The organism is Streptomyces sp. WMMB 714 (assembly GCF_900090125.1).
Taxonomy (GTDB): domain Bacteria; phylum Actinomycetota; class Actinomycetes; order Streptomycetales; family Streptomycetaceae; genus Streptomyces; species Streptomyces daqingensis.
Map to the genome: position 1 here is coordinate 65,840 of NZ_FMHJ01000016.1, position 18,710 is coordinate 84,549.

An 18,710-nucleotide genomic window follows, 5' to 3' on the forward strand; every position below is an offset into this window, starting at 1 on the left:
GCCGGTCCGCTTCCCGCGTGTGTGCGGGGCGGCGTCGCGGGGTCAGAACTCGACGTCGGAGCAGGCGTAGAACGCGTTGGCCGTGTCGGCGATGGTCCACACGCCCAGGATCAGGTGCCGGCCCGACTTGCCTTCCGGGAGCTTCCCCTCGCCGGTCCACTCCGCGGGCGGCTTCTCGCCGTTCATGGGCACGGTGAGGAAGGGCTCGGCCTCCAGGTCGGCGCGGGTGAGGGGCTTGGCGGGGTCCCAGCCGTCCTTCGTGACGTAGAAGCTGAAGTCCGTCGTCGAATGCATCGCTGTCATCGACCACTTGAAGGTGTGGTCGCTGCCCGGCGTGAGTTCCGTGGCGGGCCAGTCGCCGTTGCGGGGATCGTCGAGCTCCTTGAAGGCGTCGTTGCCGCCCGAGCAGATGGCGCCGTCCTCGGGGCCCGTCTCGGGAAAGCCCTTGGGGCCTTCGACGCTCTGGGGCTCGTGCTCGACGGCTCCGCACCCGGTGACGGTGCCGTCGGCGCAGTTCGCCTGGCGGCTTGCCGGGTCGGTGCCGAAGCCGTGGCCCTGTGCGGGGGCGGCGAAGAGCACGGCCGAGACGCCGAGCGCCGTGCCGATGGCGGCCGCTGTGATCCTCTTGCGCATGTCGCTCCTGATGGTTCGTGGGGGAAAGGAGTTGCTGTCGGATCGGTCTAGACCAAGTCGGAACCTAGCGCGTCGCTCCGGGAGTTGTCCAGACCAATGCCGTACGGGGGTGGGAAGGTGCCGGAGAGCGGACCGGCGCGGGGAGCGGCAGCGGGGGAGGGGGTGCTGCGCGGAGTGGCAGTCGCCGCCCGGCCGTGCGGACGGCGGGGCCGGCGGCCGCGGCGGGACCGGCCGGCCGCGGGAGCGCCCCGGAAACGACGGAAGCCCCCCGCTCGCGCGGAGGGCTTCCGTTCTGTGCTGTACGCCGTCAGGGACTCGAACCCCGGACCCGCTGATTAAGAGTCAGCTGCTCTAACCAACTGAGCTAACGGCGCCTGTCCGGCCCGGTGAGGGCCGACGGGGAAAATACTACCCCCTCCGCGGGGGTGCTCATGACCACGGTCAGATCGCGAGCGACAGCATGACGGGAGCGGCCTTCCGGCTCAGCGTCTCCGCGGCACGTCGCAGCCGGTACGCGTTCTCGACGGGCAGGGACAGCGCCAGGCATCCGACCGATGAGCCGGCCGTGACCGGCACCGCCGCGCACACCGTGCCCACCGCGTATTCCTGCAGGTCCAGGACGGGGACGGTCGGGGGCTGCCGGTCCAGGGTGTTCAGCAGGAGGCGCTCGTCCGTGATGGTGCGCGACGTGAGGCGGGCGGTCCTGTGCCGCGAGAGGTGGTCCCTGCGGCCGTCGTGGTCGAGCTGGCCCAGGAGGCACTTGCCGATCGCGGTGGCGTGCAGGGCGGAGCGGAAGTCGACCCACTCGTTGACGGCGGGGGTCATGGGGCTGTCGGCGTAGGAGGTGACCTCCAGCTCGCCGTCCTTGTACCGGCTGAGGTAGACGGCCGCGCCGACGGTGTCCCGCAGGTCGGCGAGCGTCCGCTGGAGGCGTTCGTCCAGGGCACGTTCGCGGTCGCCGCCGGAGCCGAGGAGCACGAGCGATTCGCCGACGACGTACGTGCCGTCCGGAAGGCGCTCCGCGTACGCCTCGCGGCAGAGCATCGAGAGCAGGTGCGCCAGGAGCCCCGGCGGAAGGCCCGTCTCCTGGGAGATGTGGGCTTCGGTGACGCCGTCCTGGTGACGGGCTATCGCCTCCAGTACGCGCAGCGCATACCGCACTGAGTGGAACGGTGCGGTGTGCTCCGGCTTCAGCGCCACGACGGGCCTCCTTGGCGGGTGACCGTTTGCGTCGCGACCGTCGCGGGCGGTCACGGTAATCCTCACGATAGCGGCCAACAGGGCTGCCGGTGGGGGCCGTTGTGCCTTTTTGGCATATGCGGACCAGTGGGTCCCGCGCAAGGGCCGGGGCCCTGTCCGCAGGTACGGACAGGGCCCCGGCCGGTTGCTGGGCGGGCGGTTCTACAGCACCGCGCTCAGGAACTCGCGCGTGCGCTCGTGCTCCGGGTCGCTGAAGATCTTCTCCGGCGAACCCGACTCGATGACGCGGCCCGCGTCGAACATCAGCACGTCGTCCGAGATGTCCCTGGCGAAGTTCATCTCGTGCGTGACGCACAGCATCGTGATGTCGGTGGTGTGCGCGATGTCGCGGAGGACGTCCAGCACACCCGCGACCAGCTCGGGGTCGAGCGCCGAGGTGACCTCGTCCAGCAGCAGTACCTGCGGCCGCATCGCCAGCGCGCGGGCGATCGCCACCCGCTGCTGCTGACCGCCGGAGAGCTGCGTCGGGTACTTGTCGACATGATCGGTCAGACCGACCAGTTCGAGCAGTTCGCGTGCGCGCTGCTCCGCCTCGTCCTTGGAGAGGCCCAGCACGTGCACGGGCGCCTCGGTGATGTTCCGCAGCACCTTCATGTTGGGGAAGAGGTTGAACTGCTGGAAGACCATGCCGATCTTCTTGCGGACCTCGCGGCTGTGGCGCTCGCCCGCGGGGACCAGCTTCCCGCCCCGCTCCTCGTGCGTGAGGTAGTCGCCGGCGACCTTGATCGTGCCTTCCTCGGGCTTCAGCAGCGTCATCAGCAGCCGCAGGATCGTGGTCTTGCCGGATCCCGACGGCCCGATGAGCGTCACGTGCTTGCCGGAGGCGACGTTGAAGCACAGGTTGTCGAGGACGACGTTGCTGCCGAAGCGCTTCGTGACGTCCTTGAACTCGATCAGTTCACTGCCGTCGGCGGCCGGGTTCTTCGTTTCCTTCGAGGTGCTGCTGTCAGTGGACAAGTCGACGCTCCAGGGCTCTCATAAGCAGGGATGCCGGGTAGGCGATCAGGATGAAGACGACGCCGATGACCGTGATCGGCTCCGTCGGCTGGAAGGTCTCGGCACTGAACTGCCGTGCCTGGCCCAGCATTTCCAGCGCACCGATGGTCGCGATCATCGGCGAGTCCTTCAGCATCGCGATGACGTAGTTGCCCAGCGCGGGCACCACGCGGCGGATCGCCTGCGGCAGGATCACCGCGCTCCACGTGCGGCTGCGCGGCAGGCTCAGCGCCGTGCACGCCTCCCACTGCCCGACGGGCACACCGTCGATACCGGCCCGGTAGACCTCCGCGGTGTACGTCGAGTAGTGCAGACCCAGGCCGATGACGCCCGTCACCAGCGCGGAGAAGGTCACGTTCCACTCGGGCAGCACGAAGTACAGGAAGAACAGCTGCACCAGCAGCGGAGTGTTCCGGATGAACTCCGTGAGGGCCGTCACCGGCCAGGAGACGATCTTCAGGCTCGACCGCTGGGCCATCGCCCAGACGAGTCCCAGCGTGAAGGCGATGAGCGAGCCCAGCACCAGCGCCTGGAGCGTGAGCAGCACGCCGTCCCACAGGCGCGGCATGAAGTCGCCGACTGCCGACCAGTCCCAGTTCATGCGGCACCTCCAGCGGTGGGAACGTCACTCGAGGCGGCCTGGCGCGGCACGGTCACCTGTCGCCGTACGCCGAGGCTCTTCGGCGGCGGGGCCTGCCCGATGCCCGCCTTGGCGTGGCGCTCCAGCACGCGCATGCCGCGGGTGAGGACGAAGGCGAGCACGAAGTACATCACCAGGATGATCGTGTAGACGGGCGCGCTCTCACCGGTCGCGTTGCGCACCAGCATCGCGCCGAACGCGGTGTCCGCCACACCCATGATCGAGACCAGGGCGGTGCCCTTCAGGAGCTCGATGAGCAGGTTGTTCGCCGGCGGGATCATCTCGGGCCACGCCTGCGGCAGCACGATCTTGGTGAGCCGCTGCCACGGGCTGAAGCTGAGCGCGATGCCCGCCTCCTGCTGGGCCGGGGCCACGGCGGCCATCGACCCGCGGACGATCTCGGACCCGTACGCCCCGTAGGACAGACCCAGGGCCAGGACGGCCGCCCACATGGGGAGCAGCTGCCAGCCGAAGGCCACGGGCAGGACGAAGAACATCCAGAACATCAGGACGAGAGCGGAGGTTCCGCGGAAGATCTCCATGTAGGCGCCGGAGAGGAAGCGCACCACGCGCAGCCGGTGGCTGCGTGCGACCCCGACCACGAACGCCACGCCGGCTCCGAGCAGGGCGCTGAAGAACGTGAGCTGGACTGTGACCCAGACGCCTTTCAGCAGCAGCTCCCACAGACCCCAGGTAAGGTCCGTCATTTGCAGCGCTCCTTCGCGGTCTGGGTCGTCATCTCCTGCTCGACGAACCCGAAGGGCTTCATGATGCGGAAGAGCTCACCGCTCTTCTTCATCTTCTGCAGCTCTTCGTTGAAGGCGTCACGGAGGTTGCTCTCGCTCTTGCGGAAGGCGAAGGCACCCGTGCCGAGGTCGGGCTTGCCGTCCAGGGTGGGCACGAAGTCCTCGGTGTACTCCGTCCTTCCGCTCTTGGACTGCTTCACGACGTTGCGGACGGTGATCGCCGTACCCGCGAAGACGTCGGCACGGCCGCCCTGGACCTCGAGCAGACCCGCGAGCTGGTCCGGGAGGAGCTTGATCTCGCTCTTCCTGACGCCGGCGTCCACCGCGTAGTCGATCTCCGCATAGCCCACGCCGGTGGCCATCTTGGCGCCCTTCTCGGCGATGTCCTTGTAGTTGCGCAGCCCCTTGGGGTTCCCCTTCCGGACGATGAAGGCGTCCCTCATCTCGTACTCGGGATCGGCGAAGAGTACTTGCTGGCACCGGTCGGGGTTGATGTACATCCCGGCGGCGACCACGTCGAACTGCTGGGAGTTCAGGCCCGCGATCAGCGAGTTGAACTCGGTGGGCAGCGGCTGGACGTTCTCGATGCCGAGCCGCTTGAAGATGACCCGTGCGATGGCGGGCGAGGAACCGGTCAGCTCGCCCTCTGTGTCGATGTAGCTGTACGGCTGCTCGCCGGCGATACCGAGCTTGACCGTGCCCTGTGCCCTCAGTCTTTCCAGCAGATCGCCCCCGTCTTTGGTTCCGGCGCTGGACACCCGGCTGCAGGCCGTGGTGGCACCCAGCGTCCCGGCCGCCGTCAGTGACGCCGCTCCGGCGAGCAGCGAACGGCGACCGAGAGTTCTACCGGTTCTCCCGGTACTTCCCGTGTTGTTCCCTCGTGGTGGAGCCATGGGCGCGCAGCTACCCAGGCCACCAGAAGATATGCGGATCGTTTTCAGCCCTTGACCTGGTCGTTGCGGGCTTGACCGCTGCGCCACCATTGACACGGAACGATCCATCTCAGCACCACCCGGAGGCACGATGGCCGAGCGCTTCATCGAAGTGTCGTTGGACAAGCGGGGAGTGAGCTGCACAGCCAAACTCCTCGACGACCGCGCACCGATCACCTGCGAGGCCGTGTGGAACGCGCTGCCGCTCGGCGGCGACGTCTACCACGCGAAGTACGCGCGCAACGAGATCTACGCGCTGATCCCGCCGTTCGCCCCCGAGGAACCGCCGCTGGAGAACCCGACGATCACCCCCATTCCGGGCGATCTGTGCTATTTCACCTTCACCGACACGCAGCTGAACACGTCGTCCTACGGCTACGAGGCGGCGGCGGAGCAGCGGGGCGGCCAGGCCGCCCACGCCACCCGCTCCACCGTGATCGACCTCGCGCTCTTCTACGAGCGCAACAACCTCCTCATCAACGGCGACGCCGGCTGGGTGCCCGGCATCGTCTGGGGAGCCGTCGTCGAGGGTCTCGACGAGATGGCCGAGGCGTGCCAGGACCTGTGGCGGGCCGGAGCTCTCGGGGAGACCCTCAACTTCCGCAGGGCGTAAGGCACTTCGCGGCCGTCCGGGTGCCGCCCGAGGGGCGGCGCCCGGACCGGGCGCTCAGGAGGCCGCGCCCCTCAGTGCGGGCGCCGGGATCTCGGCGGCCCCCGCCTCGTACAGGGCGTGCGCGGCCCGGAGCACGAGATCGTCCCTGTGGCGGGCGGCCACCAGCTGCACCCCCGCGGGCAGCCCGTCCGCGTCGACGCCGCAGGGCACCGAGGCCGCGGGCTGCTGTGTCAGGTTGAACGGGTAGGTGAACGGCGTCCACTCCGTCCAGCGCCGGTACCCGGAGCCCTCGGGCACCTCGAGCCCGGCGCCGAAGGCGGTACCGGGCGTCGTGGGTGTCACGAGCAGGTCGTACGTCTCATGGAAGACGCCCATCCGCTTGCCCAGCGCCATGCGGACGTCCACCGCGGCCAGGTAGTCCAGGGCGCTGCGCGCGGCACCGTCCTCGGCGACCTCCCGCAGACCGGGGTCCAGGGCCTCGCGCTGCTCCTCGGTGAAGAACTGGGTGACGCGGGCCGCCCCGGCGAACCACAGGGAGTGGAACGCCTCGATGGGGTCGTCGAACCCGGGGTCGGTCTCCTCCACGACGGCGCCCAGCTCCTCCAGCTTCTCCACCGAGCGGCGCACGCCGGCGGCGACCGCCGGGTCGACCTCGACGCGTCCGCCGAAGTCGGGCGAGTAGGCGACGCGCAGCCCGCGCACCCCTTCCTTCACCGTCTCCCGGAAGGAGCCGGCCGGTGGGGCGAGCTGCGACCAGTCGCGGGCGTCCGGCTGCGAGATCACGTCCATCAGCAGCGCGGCGTCCCGGGCGTCCCGGGTCATCGGGCCGACGTGGGCGAGCGTGCCGAAGGCGCTGGCGGGATAGATCGGCACCCTGCCGTAGGTCGGCTTGAGGGCGAAGATCCCGCAGAAGGCGGCCGGGATGCGCACCGACCCTCCCGCGTCGGTGCCGAGCGTCAGCGGCCCCGCGCCGAGCGCCACCGCCGCCGAGCCGCCGCCGCTGGAGCCGCCCGCCGTGCGGGAGGTGTCGTAGGGGTTCCGGGTGACGCCGTGGCGGGGGCTGTCCGTCACGCCCTTCCAGCCGAACTCGGGCGTCGTGGTCCTGGCCGCGAAGACCGCGCCGGCCTCCCGCATGCGAGCCACGGAGGGCGCGTCCTCCTCCCACGGGCCGTCCGCGGACGAGGACCAGGAGCCGCGCAGCGTCGGCCTGCCGTGCTCCAGCAGGATGTCCTTCACCGTCACGGGAACGCCTTCGAGCGGGCCCCTGGGCTCGCCGCGCCGCCAGCGGTCCGCCGATTCGCGGGCCTGCTCGAGAGCCTCGTCGCCGTAGATGGCCACGAAGGCGTTGACGTACGGCTGCACCTTCTCCGCCTGTTCGATCACCGCACGGGTGACCTCGACGGGGGAGAAGTCTCCTGTCGTGTACCCGGCAACGAGTTGTGTGGCGGTGAGGCTGCTGAGATCCGACATGGCGACCTTTCGGGTGAGGACCTGCGGGACCTCACGACGGCGTCGTGAGGCGTGGGGTCGTGAGGGGGTGAGCGGTACGGGGAGCGAGGCTCGTGCGCAGGGAGGGGGTGCAGGGGAGAGGGGTGTGCGGAGAGGGGGGGGGACGGGCGTCGCGCGGGCTGCGCGGGCGCCCGCACGGCGGAACCGGCCGGAGCGCGGCGGGCCCGGCCCAGGGCCGGACCCGCCACGCGCGGACCGGGTTTCAGGAGGTGGAGGGGACGTACCCCAGCTCCTTGTCGACGACGTTCAGCAAGGGCTCCCCGGCCTCCCAGCGGTCGAAGTTGTCGAGGAACTGCTCGGCCAGGTCGTCCCGCCAGCCGATCGTGTCGCCGCTCATGTGCGGGGAGACCAGCAGGCCCGGGACGTCCCACAACTCGCTCTCGGCGGACAGGGGTTCGTCCGCGAAGACGTCGAGGGCGGCGCCCGCGATGCGGTGCTCGACGAGCGCCCTCTTCAGGTCCTTCTCGACGACGTGCTGGCCGCGGCCGACGTTGATGAAGTGGGCGCCGGGCTTCATACGGGCGAACGCCGCCGCGTCGAACATGCCGCGCGACTCCTCGGTCAGCGGGGCCACGCACACGACCCAGTCCGCGTCGCCCAGCAAGCCGTGCAACGCGTCCCCGGGATGCACCTTGCCGAAGTCGGGGTCGCCGGTCCGCTCCGTACGCCCGACGAGCTCCACCGCGACACCCAGTGCCTTCAGAGTCCGGCCGACGGCCCTTCCAATTGGCCCGGACCCGACCACAACAGCCCGAGTCCCCCCGACTCTTTTTGTCTCTCGGTGCCGCCAGCGGCGCTGGCGCTGCAATTCCCAGCTCCCCCGGAAATCTTTGGCCATAGCAAGAGTGAGACCGGCAACGTATTCGGCAATGGGTTGGTCAAAGACGCCTCTCGCGTTGGTAATGACGGTGTCCGGTGACGCGCTCAGTTCGGGCAGCAGCCGGTCGACCCCCGCGCTCGGCGTGTGCACCCAGCGCGGCCTCGGGCCGCCGCCCGGCCAGGCCTCCCGCACGGCGTCGGAGAGGAAGTCCCACACCAGCAGCACGTCGGCCGCGGGCAGGTGCTCGGCCAGCGTGTTCTCGTCCGCGTGGACGATCCGGGCGCGGCCCGAGAGCCGGTCCAGCCGGGGCGGCGGGTCGGCGTCGAGGACAAGGAGACAAGGCTCGGTCATTGGCAGGAAACCACTTCGAAACGAGGGGGCGGTTGACTGGGCGAGTCAGCTCAACTCGACGGCGTGAACTCCTCACAGATGCAAGGATTGACCACGGTAGGTAGCGCAAACTACCGTCGTCAATGAAGGCATCTGTCCCGGCGTTCCGGCTAATGCCGGCTCCTGTTTTTTCCCTTCCGGCCTCAGGCCACCCCTCCGTTCTTTGGGGCTCAGCTAATGGATGTCTCCTTCCTCGGCGGACCGCAGCCACAACGCGGTGTCGGAATCGTGGCCCCCTTCGACTTCGCTCTCGACCGGGAGCTGTGGCGCTGGGTGCCCGACGACGTGTCATTGCACCTGACACGAACCCCTTTCGTCCCCGTCGAGGTCAGCCTCGACCAGGCCCGGCTCGTCAGCGAGCACGAGACTCTGCGCGAGGGCGTCCAGGCTCTGGGCGCCGTGTCCCCCGAAGTCATGGCCTATGCATGCACCTCCGGCAGCTTCGTCGGAGGCATGACGGGCGAGAAGTCGATGACGGCGGCCATGGAAGAGGCCGGTGAGATCCCGTCGCTGACCACGTCCGGCGCTCTCCTCGGCGCTCTCCGGGAGATCGGCGCCCGCCGCGTCGCTCTGGTCACCCCCTACACGAAGTCCGTCACCGACTCGCTGGAGGAGTTCCTCGGCGAGGCCGGTGTGTCCGTCACGGGCCGCAGCTATCTCGGGCTGACCCGCGAGATCTGGCGGGTGCCGTACCGGGACGTCGTCGACATGGCCCGCGAGGCGGTCTCCGACGCCCCGGACGCCCTGTTCATCAGCTGCACCAACCTGCCGACGTACGACGTCATCCCGCAGCTCGAAGCGGAGCTGCGGATGCCCGTCCTCTCCGCGAACCAGGTGACGATGTGGGACGCGCTGCGCCGCATCGGCAAGGAAGCAGTGGGGCCCTACCAGGCGCTGCTGGACCCGGTCGCGCGCCGCGGTCCCGCAGCGATGACGCCCTCGCTGCCCGCCGCCGCTCCGGAGCCGTCCGGTCCCGAACCGGTGGAGGCACCCCGCCCCGTCGAGGCGGAGGCCGCTCTGGCCGCCGCGGGTGCCGAGAGCGGCGAACCCCTCGAGGGTTACGAGCAGGGCTACCCCTCGGGCCTCACCGACGAGTGGGGAGGCGGCGGCCAGCCGCCCGTGTGATCCCCGGTCAGGCGTGCCGCGGTCCGCGGCGCGTCCCGGGAACGACAACAGCAACGGCGCCGGACACCGTGTCCGGCGCCCGTCCGTGCCCGCGTCGGCACGCACGAGTCCCCGCCGGCCCGTGCGGACGCGACAGCACACCGGGCAGGCGTCCGGCCGGTCCGGCCGCCCTTCCGATCAACCGGTCCGATCAGTCACAGCAGCCGGGCAGCCGCCCGGCGAGGCTCAAGAGCGCTCAGGAGGCGTAGATGGCACAGGCGGCATCCCAGTCGCAGGCGGTGGGATTCCTCTACCCCGGCTTCTCGGCCGAAGACGACTATCCGCGGCTCGAGCGCATCCTCGCGGACGCCGGAGCCGGCGTCCGCCTGCCGCTCGTGCACACCGACATCGGAGAGGACGCGCACCGCGCCGACGCCCTCCTCGAGATGGGCTCCACCAAGCGGCTCGCCGCGAAGGTCGACGAGGTCAAGCAGCAGGACGTGCAGGCCGTCGTCTGGGCGTGCACCAGCGCCAGCTTCGTCTTCGGCTGGGACGGCGCCCATGAGCAGGTGCGGGAGCTGTCCGCCACGGCGGGCCTGCCCGCGTCCAGCACGTCCTTCGCCTTCGCGCACGCCGTGCGGGAGCTCGGCGCGGAGCGCGTCGCCATCGGCGCGACCTACCCCGAGGACGTCGGAGAGCTGTTCACCGCCTTTCTGAAGGCGGCCGGAGCCGAGGTCGTCTCCATGCGGGGGAGCGGCATCATCACCGCCGCCGAGGTCGGCACCTGGGGCAGGGAGGAGGTCCTCGCCCTCGCCCGGGGCGGCGACCACCCCGACGCGCAGGCCGTGCTGCTGCCCGACACGGCGCTGCACACCGCCGCCTGGATCCCGGACATCGAGGAGGCGCTGGGGAAGCCCGTCCTGACGGCCAACCAGGTCACCGCCTGGGAGGGGCTGCGGCTCCTGGAGCGCCAGGTGCGCTGTCCCGCGCTGGGCAGGCTCTTCACCTGACGGCCCGCCTCGGGGCTCGGGCCGCCCGACGGTCCGAGCCCCGGCGGCCGCGCGTCCGCCTGTTCCCGCGCACACCGGGCAGGCGGGAAGAGATCGGCGCCGCCCGCCGTTGACCTCCGAGAAGACCGGCGAACGAGCGGAGGGCGGAACCCGTGGAGGACGTCAGCGCCACAGGCGGCAGCGGCGAGAACAGCGGCCACACCGGCCGGGACGGCAGCATCCGGGGTGAGGCGCGGGGCAGCGCGCCCGTCCCCCTGTCCGTCCTGGACCTGGCGAACGTCGGTGCCGGATACACCTCCCGTGACGCCCTGGCCGCCACGGCCGAGACGGCGCAGCTCGCCGAACGGCGCGGCTTCACCCGCTACTGGATAGCGGAGCACCACTCCATGCCCGGCGTCGCCAGCTCCTCGCCCGCCGTCGTCCTCGCCCACCTCGCCGCCCGTACCGACCGCATCCGGCTGGGCTCGGGCGGCGTGATGCTGCCCAACCACGCACCGCTCGTCATCGCCGAGCAGTTCGGCACGCTCGAAGCCCTCGCCCCCGGCCGCATCGACCTCGGTCTGGGACGGGCCCCGGGCACGGACGGGGCGACGGCGGCGGCGCTGCGCCGTACGTCCCGGCTCCAGGAGGGCGCGGAGGAGTTCCCGCAGCAGCTCGCCGAGCTGACCCACTTCCTCGACGGCGACTTCCCGGACGGCCACCGCTACGCCCGCATCCACGCCGTTCCGGGGCCCGTGCAGGGAGCGTCCGGCAGGCCGCCGCTGTGGCTGCTCGGCTCGTCCGGCTTCAGCGCCCAGCTCGCCGGCAGCCTGGGCTTGCCGTTCGCGTTCGCGCACCACTTCTCCGCGCGCAACACGCTGCCCGCGCTGGAGCTCTACCGCGAGAGCTTCCGGCCCTCAGCGGTGCTCGACGAGCCGTACGTGCTGATCGGCGCTGCCGCCCTCGCCGCCGACGACGAGGCCCAGGCCCGCCGCCAGGTGCTCACCGGCGCCCTGGCGATGCTGCGCCTGCGCACGGGACGGCCCGGTCTCGTGCCGGCCCCGGAGGAGGCGGAGGCGTACTCCTTCAGCGCGGTGGAGCGCGACTTCGTGGACAGCTGGCTGGCCAACGTCACGCACGGCACCCCCGATGCGGTACGCGACGGCCTCGACGCCCTGGTCAAGCGCACCGGAGCCGACGAGCTGATGCTCACCGCCAACGTCCACACCCCCTCGGCCCGCGTGCGTTCGTACGAACTCCTCGCCGACGCCTACGATTTGCCCTTGGAAGTCCGCCAGGGAAGCGCCGCCGGACGGTGAGAGCCCCGTAGGAGACCCGCGATACGACCAGGTCGGTGCCGGGCCCCGCGGCCGCTAGTGCAGCAGCGCCGAGACGCAGTGCGCGGGCATGGGCTTGGCGTAGTGCCAGCCCTGGCCCGTGTCGCAGCCGATGCGCCGCAGCCGGTCCGCCTGGCCCTGGTCCTCCACGCACTCGGCGGTCACCGTCAGGCCGAGCTGGTGTGCGAGGCGCACCAGAGCCGTGACGATCGTCTCGTCGGCCGGGTTGGCGTGCAGGGGAGCGTGGAAGCCCCGCACGAACGACCCGTCCAGCTTCAGTGCGCGTACCGGCAGGCGGCTGAGGTAGGCGAGGTTCGAATAGCCGGTGCCGAAGTCGTCGATGGCGATGCGCACGCCCATGTCGCTCAGGGCCTGCAGGGCCTGCAGCGGCCGGCCCGCGGAGCCCATGACCGCCGATTCGGTCAGCTCCAACTGCAGCAGCCCGGACGGCAGTCCGGTCGTCTCCAGTACGTGGCGTACGTCGGCGACGAGGTCGGAGTCCCACACCTGCCGCACGGCCACGTTCACGCTGACGTAGATCGGCGGGCCGGCGTGCCCGAGCATCCAGCTCCGGGCCTGGCGGCACGACTCCTCAAGGACCCAGCGGCCCAGCGGAACGATCGCGCCGTTCTCCTCCGCCAGCCCGATGAAACGATTCGGGCCGAGCTTGCCGAACTGCGGGTGCCGCCACCTGACGAGCGCCTCGACGCCCCGCAGCGTGTCGTCCTCGAGGCTCACGATCGGCTGGTAGTCCAGTACGAACTCGCCCCGTTCGACGGCACCGCGCAGGCCGGAGGACAGGACCTGACGCGTCATGCGGTGCGCGTTCCGCTCGGGATCGAAGAGGCTCCAGCGGGACTTGCCGTCCGCCTTCGCCCAGTAGAGCGTCGTGTCGGCGGCCTGCATCAGCTCGGTGGGCCCCGTCCCCTCGGCCTCGCGTTCCACCACTCCGATGCTGGCGGAGACCGTGAGCCGATGCCCGCCCAGGTCGAACGGCCGCTGGAGGGCCGTCAGCACCGAGTCCGCCAGGGCCGTCAGCTGCTCCTCGCCCGTCGAACCGTCCACGAGCAGCGCGAACTCGTCGCCTCCGAGCCGCGCCGCGAGGTGGCGCTGTCCGCCGCTCTCGGCGCACTGGACGAGGCGCTGGGCCACCGCGTCGAGCAGTTCGTCGCCCACGCGGTGGCCCATGGTGTCGTTGACCGCCTTGAACCCGTCGAGATCCAGGTAGCAGATGCCGACGCGTCCGGTCGCGGTCTCGGAGAGGGCGGTCGCGAGACGTTCGAAGAAGAGGGCGCGGTTGGGCAGACGCGTCACCGGGTCGTGCATCTGGAGGTGGCGCAACCGGTCGCGCAGGTCGCGCTGTTCGCTGATGTCGGCGACCGAGAGCAGGGCCTCGCCGTCGTGCGTGGTCGGGACGAGGGTGATCTCGGCCCAGAGGGTGTGGCCGTCGTGGTTCTTCAGCCGGCGGGTGCAGCTCATCCGGGGGGTTCCGGTTCCGCACGCGGCGCTCCCGTTCCCGCTCCCGTCCCCGTTCTCCTTCCGGGCTCCGCCCCGCTGCGGCTTCCCGTTCGCGCCGCCGGTGGTGGGCTCGCTCGTGCCGCGTCCCGACAGCACACCTCCGCTCCGGAAGGCGCTGCTGTCCAGCCCCAGCGAGGGCAGATCGGTGATGGAGGCGGAGACGAGCGACTCCGGAGCGGCGCCGAGCAGCGTGCCGAGCGCCTGGTTCGCGCTGACCACCCGCCCGTCGCGGTCGACGATCGCCATGGCGAGCCGCGCGGCGTTGAAAGCGGCGCGGAAGTCGTTGTCCCGCTTCCGCCCGCGCCACTCGCCCCTGCTGTGCCAGCCACCACGGGAACGGCTACGTTCCGTGATTTTCTGCGGAGGATTTCCGGTGGCGCTGCCGGAGTTTCTGCCCGGTCCTTCGATGGGTCCGTTCACCAATCGCTCCCGCCGGGTGGCTCGTCGCGTGCGAATCAGCCGGGCGTTCGGCCCGAAGCGCTTCGTGGCGATCCGCGCTGGAAATGTGCCGATCATAGAGGTTCGGGCGTGAGCGGAGCCAGCATCCACGGCGTCCCACCGGGTCGTTGGTGCGGGTGTTGCGGGAGGGGGGACGCGAGGGTGACCGTTCCTGCAAAGGTGCGGGAAAGGTTCTGATCGTGTACCGCCGCGAATCACGCACGGTAGTCATATTGCCGCTCACGCGCCTGGTCTAACGGAACAGGACTTAGACGACATTACGGGCAAGGGTTGAAGGGTCCTACTCCCTGCCCTGTGAGGTCGGAACGTGGCGCGACTGCGGAAGCACGGTTCGCGGAGAGCCGCTTCCGTGCGGTGCGGGTGGCGCCGTGCGGGAGCCGTCGTCACCGCCCTCTGCGCCTTCATAGGCATGGCGCTCTTCGCGGGACCGATAACCGCGGCCGCAGTGGCCGCCCCATGCGCGCTCCCGCGGACCGGCGCCCACCACTCCCTCGGCGTGGACAGCTGGGACACCGCGTACCCGCGTCCCGAGCGGCGGCTCGACGCCGTGATGCTCTTCCTCTCCTTCCCGGACTCCCGCCCCCAGGTCACCCCCGGGGAGCTGGCCTCCGACCACTTCCCGGGCACCTCGGACTTCTTCTCCCGCGCCTCCTACGGCAAGTTCCGGCTCAGGACGCACCCCGTGAAGCGCTGGATACCGATGCCGGCCGCGTCCCGCTCGTACGGGATAGAGCGCGACTGGGAGGCGGACAAGCGCACGAAGTACCTGCACGACGCGATAGCCGCCGCGGACCCGCGCATCGACTTCAGCAAGTACGACCTGGTCTACCTCGTGGCCGACCCCGACGCCCGCGGCGTCGACTCCGACGCCACGAAGGTCGTCAACTTCGACGACCCCATAGAGGCCGACGGCACCGACCTGCGCCGCCTCGTCACCGTCTTCGAGCAGAGCCCGCCCGACCGGCACGTCCTCGCCCACGAGACCGGGCACGTCTTCGACCTCCCGGACCTCTACCAGCGTCCCGCCTCGGGGAAGGCCGACTGGGACACGTACGTCGGCGACTGGGACCTCATGGGCAGCCAGTTCGGACTCGCCCCCGACCTCTTCGCCTGGGAGAAGTGGAAACTCGGATGGCTCTCCCGGCGCAACGTGAGCTGCGTGCCGGCCGACCGGGGCAGCAGTACGCACCACCTGCAGCCCGTCGCCGCGCACCCCCTCGGCGGGAAGGGCGACCGGCGGCTGGCGGTGGTGCGCACCGGCCACCACGAGGCGCTGGCGATAGAGGCCCGCGACTCGGAGGGCAACGACCGCGGCCTGTGTGCGGCCGGGGTGCTCATGTACTGGGTGCGCAGCGACCGCGCCTCGACCTACGGCCCGATCCGGGTGGTCGACGGCCACCCCGGCACGCACGCGTGCAGCGACGGCTCGGTCTACCCCTCGCTGGCGGACGCCCCGATCGGCCCGGGCGAGAGCTACGAGACGGACCGCGGAGGCGGCCTCCGCGTGGAGGTCACCGGCCACAGCGCCGAGGGCGGCTGGCGTGTGAAGGTCACGCGCAGGACCGGGACCACGTGAACCGTCGGCACACGCCCGCCTATGCGCGCTCACGCCCGCTCACTGGCCTGGCCGGGGACGCACCGTCGGCCAGTGCTCCGGGGACGCCCCGCCGTGCCACTGCTGGGGCGTCCCGGAGCGGGTGCGCACGACGAAGGCCCCCCGCCTCGGCGAGGGGCCTTCGACTGTCTGTGCGCCGCCAGGGACTCGAACCCCGGACCCGCTGATTAAGAGTCAGCTGCTCTAACCAACTGAGCTAGCGGCGCCTGCTGACGTCGTAGACCTTAGCATCACCGTCCGCTGTTCCTGAAATCGATTGTTCGGCGGCAGCAAGGCCGCGACCTGCGAGTACGTGGTGCTGGACGGCCGGGGTGAGCCGTTCGCGGTGTGAGCGCAGGCAAGCACGGAGGAGCACTTCGGCTCCCGGCAGCCACGGGCGGCGAAGGTCGGGAGCCACCAGCCACCGGGAGCGCGCCGCCGCCGCGCCCCGGGCCGGACAGCCCGCTCCGCCTTCCGCGCTGCCGGCGGCATCCGGGGGCAGCAGGCCGGGGACCGTCACGTAGTCGCCGAGCCCGTGGCACATGAGCGACGGGAACGTTTCTGCTACGGCGGGCTCCCGGGCACCGCGCGGACTCCACGGGGCGGACGTGACGGACGTGACGGACGTGATGGACGGGGCGGATGCGGCGCCCGGGCCGGCCTCCGGCGGGCGCCGCCACTCGCCCCAGTTCGAGAGCGCCGCGAGCCTCCCGGCCGTACCCGGGGCGGCGAACAGCAGCACCCGGCCCCGGTGGACGGCCACGGGACCGGTGCCCGGGCCCTTCGTCCATAAGCGGTCCAGAAGACGGCGGCCGGGCAGCAGCGGTGTGCTCACCACGTCGAAGACGGTGCCGCAGGGCAGGGTCCGGGGTGCGTCGGGGCGGTGCCGCCACAGGGCGTGCACGCTCGCCGGGAAGAGGCTGGCGGACGCGAGCCAGTCGGCGCCGGCGGGCGTGACGAAGGAGGGGCCCCGGTCGGCGGGGGTGTGCCGCGTGGCGCTGGTGGAGGCGAACTCCAGGACGTCGGGGTGGCCGACGGGGTCGACGCGCTCGGGGGTGGTGTCCCGTTGCCAGTCACTCATGGCATACACATCTACCGGACATGCCGTTGTGTTTTGAACAGTCTCGGGAAAACCGGACAGGGGCAAGCGGTTTCGGGTAGGTTGCGCCCCCTGCATATGCCCCCTGCCTACGACGGGGTGCTTCGGGGCGACGGCGCTTGCCGCGGTCCGGGGCCGGGGAACTGGAACCGCGGGGCCGTGTCCGGACCCCGCTGGTTCCGGCGCGGTGCGCGCCGGCCGGACCGCCCGTCCCGCCGGACGGGCCTACTCGGGGCCGCGGTCCGCGAGGAGCTCGCGTCCGAACTCGATCATCTTGCGGGCGTAGTCCTCGGCCCAGTCGCCCTGCTCGGCGATGGCCGCGTCCGACAGCTTGTCGAAGCGCTTGGGGTCCGCGAGCTGCGCAGCGGCCATCGCCTGGAACTCCACGGCGCGGTCGGCGGCCGCCCGGAACGCGAGTGCGAGTTCCGTCGAGCGTTCCAGCAGCTCGTGGGGGTCGCTGATCGCCTCCAGGTCGAAGAACTGCTCGCCGTCCCCCTGCTTCTCGGCGGGCTCGAAGAGCAGCGGTGCCGGACGGCGGAAGCGCGGACTGCCCCCGCGCGGGTCCGGAGCCGAATGCGGCTCGGGCATGGTGGCTACCTCCATCTGTCGTGGCCGTCGACCATTGTCCTGCTTTCCCTGCCCGTGTGCAGAGGGCCTCCGGGCTCGCGGGCGCGAGCGAGGGCGCACGCGGGGCTCACCGCTCCCACGGCACCGAGTGCGCCGCGAGGTGGGAGAGCACGGCGTGGTTCGCCTCCCAGCCGTCGGGGAACTTCACCGTGACCCCCAGCTGGACCGGCTCGGTACTGGGATGCTCGTCGAGCAGTTCGGGGACGCCCGCCCGGCAGACCACGATGCAGGCGTGCCGGTGACGGGAGGCCAGCACGCACAGCCGTCCGGTCTCCAGGTGGAACGCGGTCGCGTCGGGACGTCCGGACAGCGGGTGGAGGACGACCGTCACGTCGAACTCCCGTCCCTGGAGCCGGTTCGCGGTGTCCACGGCGACGGCCGTGAGACCCGCGTCGGCGGTGTCCTCGTCCGCGGCGAGCGCGGCCAGAGCGGCGCGGACGGCCGCGGCCTGGTCCCGGTGGGCGGTGCCCACGGCGACGCGGTCGGCGGTCAGGGGCGTGGGCGCGTCCGAGCGCTCGTCCGTGGTGGCGCCGCGCCGGGTCAGCAGGCTCCGTACGACCCGGGCCACGGCGTCCACGGCTTCCGGGTCGGTGCGCGGAGTCGTGCGGGAGGGCAGTTCGAGCAGGCCCCAGCCGGAGGCCGCCGCCTCGTCGACCACCCGGTCCACCGGTGTGCCGTCCGAGGGGGCGCCGAAGCTGAGCGAGCGGTCCCCGGGGCCCGTGCCGCTGCGGAAGGGGGTGTACGGGTAGAACGCCGCCGAGACCAGGGGAGCCGCGGAGGAGGGCAGCCGCCAGGAGACCGGGAGGCGGTGCTGGGGCAGTCCGGGGTTGTGGGAGAGGAGGGTCGTGACGGCGCTCGCGGACGGGTCGTAGGTCAGCCCCGCCCACTGCTCGGCACCCACCTGGCTGAACGGGTCGAGCTGGCCCGGATCGCCGACGAAGAGGGCCTTCTCGAAGAGCCCGGCGACGGCGAGCAGGGCGTCGGAGCGCATCTGGTAGGCCTCGTCGACGATCGCGTGCGGCCAGGGCGTCTCCGTCTTCACCCAGGCCCACTTGGCTGCGGTCGACACGACGATCGGCAGCTCGCGGAGATCGGCGATCTTGGCCGAGGTGACGACCGCGGCGTGCTCGTCCAGGGCGGGGTCGTAGGGGCGGGGTTCGCTGCTGTGCAGGCGGCCGACGGGCAGCTCCGGGTCGGCGTCCGCCAGCCGGCCGACGAGGTCGTCGACCTGGGCGTTGGTCTGGGCGATCACGATCAACGGGCGCCCCGTCGCGGCCAGTTCGCGTGCGGCCCGTACGACGAGCGTCGATTTCCCGGCGCCGGGCGGCGAGTCCACGACGACGCCGCGGGAGGCGCTGTGCAGAGCGTCGTGGAGGATCGCTCCGGTGGCCCCGGCGGCGGCCTCGGACGGGGAAGCGGCGTCGGCCGAGGGGTACCGGGCCGG

The 18,710-nt window shown here is 71.3% G+C and carries 17 protein-coding genes and 2 tRNA genes; 5 read left to right on the forward strand and 14 right to left on the reverse strand.

Translation table 11 applies throughout. The features are described from left to right. Positions 1 to 42: 42 nt before the first annotated feature. From H181DRAFT_RS25025 to ehuB, 7 genes are all read right to left on the reverse strand, one after another. Positions 43 to 633, reverse strand: coding sequence for a lytic polysaccharide monooxygenase auxiliary activity family 9 protein (locus H181DRAFT_RS25025; protein WP_045866700.1), 591 nt, complete (start codon positions 631 to 633; stop codon positions 43 to 45). 300 nt (positions 634 to 933) lie between these two features. After that, positions 934 to 1,007, reverse strand: a tRNA-Lys gene (locus tag H181DRAFT_RS25030). A gap of 67 nt (positions 1,008 to 1,074) precedes the next feature. Then, the gene (locus H181DRAFT_RS25035; RefSeq protein ID WP_045866701.1) at positions 1,075 to 1,833 is read right to left on the reverse strand and encodes an IclR family transcriptional regulator; all 759 of its coding nucleotides are present in this window, start codon (positions 1,831 to 1,833) and stop codon (positions 1,075 to 1,077) included. A 201-nt stretch (positions 1,834 to 2,034) separates the two neighbouring features. Then, positions 2,035 to 2,850, reverse strand: a complete 816-nt coding sequence (ehuA, locus tag H181DRAFT_RS25040; protein WP_045866702.1) for an ectoine/hydroxyectoine ABC transporter ATP-binding protein EhuA — start codon at positions 2,848 to 2,850, stop codon at positions 2,035 to 2,037. Next, the gene (ehuD, locus tag H181DRAFT_RS25045) at positions 2,840 to 3,490 is read right to left on the reverse strand and encodes an ectoine/hydroxyectoine ABC transporter permease subunit EhuD (RefSeq protein WP_045866703.1); all 651 of its coding nucleotides are present in this window, start codon (positions 3,488 to 3,490) and stop codon (positions 2,840 to 2,842) included. Before ehuD ends, ehuA begins: the two co-directional genes overlap by 11 nt. Next, the gene (gene ehuC / locus H181DRAFT_RS25050) at positions 3,487 to 4,236 is read right to left on the reverse strand and encodes an ectoine/hydroxyectoine ABC transporter permease subunit EhuC (protein ID WP_045866704.1); all 750 of its coding nucleotides are present in this window, start codon (positions 4,234 to 4,236) and stop codon (positions 3,487 to 3,489) included. Before ehuC ends, ehuD begins: the two co-directional genes overlap by 4 nt. After that, positions 4,233 to 5,168, reverse strand: coding sequence for an ectoine/hydroxyectoine ABC transporter substrate-binding protein EhuB (gene ehuB, locus H181DRAFT_RS25055; RefSeq protein WP_074468040.1), 936 nt, complete (start codon positions 5,166 to 5,168; stop codon positions 4,233 to 4,235). Before ehuB ends, ehuC begins: the two co-directional genes overlap by 4 nt. 130 nt (positions 5,169 to 5,298) lie before the next feature. On the opposite strand from ehuB, the gene H181DRAFT_RS25060 reads away from it, so the two are divergent. Then, a complete protein-coding gene (locus H181DRAFT_RS25060) occupies positions 5,299 to 5,820 on the forward strand; it encodes a DUF3830 family protein (protein WP_045866705.1) in 522 nt (173 codons plus the stop codon). A gap of 54 nt (positions 5,821 to 5,874) precedes the next feature. On the opposite strand, the gene H181DRAFT_RS25065 is transcribed toward H181DRAFT_RS25060, so the two are convergent. Together H181DRAFT_RS25065 and H181DRAFT_RS25070 are read right to left on the reverse strand one after the other, a co-directional pair. Beyond that, complete coding sequence (locus H181DRAFT_RS25065; RefSeq protein ID WP_045866706.1) at positions 5,875 to 7,290, reverse strand: amidase; 1,416 nt, start codon at positions 7,288 to 7,290, stop codon at positions 5,875 to 5,877. A gap of 241 nt (positions 7,291 to 7,531) precedes the next feature. Continuing rightward, positions 7,532 to 8,500 carry a D-2-hydroxyacid dehydrogenase gene (locus H181DRAFT_RS25070; RefSeq protein WP_045866707.1) on the reverse strand — a complete coding sequence of 323 codons (969 nt, stop codon included), beginning with the start codon at positions 8,498 to 8,500 and terminating at the stop codon, positions 7,532 to 7,534. Positions 8,501 to 8,716: 216 nt separating this feature from the next. On the opposite strand from H181DRAFT_RS25070, the gene H181DRAFT_RS25075 reads away from it, so the two are divergent. From H181DRAFT_RS25075 to H181DRAFT_RS25085, 3 genes are all read left to right on the forward strand, one after another. Continuing rightward, positions 8,717 to 9,664, forward strand: coding sequence for a maleate cis-trans isomerase family protein (locus H181DRAFT_RS25075; protein ID WP_045866708.1), 948 nt, complete (start codon positions 8,717 to 8,719; stop codon positions 9,662 to 9,664). Positions 9,665 to 9,912: 248 nt separating this feature from the next. Then, the gene (locus tag H181DRAFT_RS25080) at positions 9,913 to 10,653 is read left to right on the forward strand and encodes a maleate cis-trans isomerase family protein (RefSeq protein WP_045866709.1); all 741 of its coding nucleotides are present in this window, start codon (positions 9,913 to 9,915) and stop codon (positions 10,651 to 10,653) included. 218 nt (positions 10,654 to 10,871) lie between these two features. Beyond that, on the forward strand, positions 10,872 to 11,951 hold the full coding sequence (locus tag H181DRAFT_RS25085) for an LLM class flavin-dependent oxidoreductase (RefSeq protein WP_045866783.1): 1,080 nt from the start codon (positions 10,872 to 10,874) through the stop codon (positions 11,949 to 11,951). A 54-nt stretch (positions 11,952 to 12,005) separates the two neighbouring features. Here H181DRAFT_RS25085 and H181DRAFT_RS25090 read toward each other — a convergent pair whose 3' ends face one another. After that, complete coding sequence (locus H181DRAFT_RS25090; RefSeq protein ID WP_045866710.1) at positions 12,006 to 13,907, reverse strand: putative bifunctional diguanylate cyclase/phosphodiesterase; 1,902 nt, start codon at positions 13,905 to 13,907, stop codon at positions 12,006 to 12,008. 448 nt (positions 13,908 to 14,355) lie between these two features. Between H181DRAFT_RS25090 and H181DRAFT_RS25100 the strand changes: the two genes are divergently transcribed. Beyond that, positions 14,356 to 15,522 (forward strand): M6 family metalloprotease domain-containing protein, encoded by a 1,167-nt coding sequence (locus H181DRAFT_RS25100; RefSeq protein WP_078895957.1) that lies wholly within the window; start codon positions 14,356 to 14,358, stop codon positions 15,520 to 15,522. A gap of 171 nt (positions 15,523 to 15,693) precedes the next feature. Here H181DRAFT_RS25100 and H181DRAFT_RS25105 read toward each other — a convergent pair. From H181DRAFT_RS25105 to H181DRAFT_RS25120, 4 genes are all read right to left on the reverse strand, one after another. Beyond that, positions 15,694 to 15,767, reverse strand: a tRNA-Lys gene (locus H181DRAFT_RS25105). Next, positions 15,758 to 16,621, reverse strand: coding sequence for a bifunctional DNA primase/polymerase (locus tag H181DRAFT_RS25110; RefSeq protein WP_107068843.1), 864 nt, complete (start codon positions 16,619 to 16,621; stop codon positions 15,758 to 15,760). Before H181DRAFT_RS25110 ends, H181DRAFT_RS25105 begins: the two co-directional genes overlap by 10 nt. A 243-nt stretch (positions 16,622 to 16,864) precedes the next feature. Then, positions 16,865 to 17,227, reverse strand: a complete 363-nt coding sequence (locus tag H181DRAFT_RS25115; RefSeq protein ID WP_045866713.1) for a hypothetical protein — start codon at positions 17,225 to 17,227, stop codon at positions 16,865 to 16,867. Between the two features lie 106 nt (positions 17,228 to 17,333). Next, positions 17,334 to 18,644, reverse strand: a complete 1,311-nt coding sequence (locus H181DRAFT_RS25120) for an AAA family ATPase (RefSeq protein WP_254666968.1) — start codon at positions 18,642 to 18,644, stop codon at positions 17,334 to 17,336. Between the last annotated feature and the right edge of the window lie 66 nt (positions 18,645 to 18,710).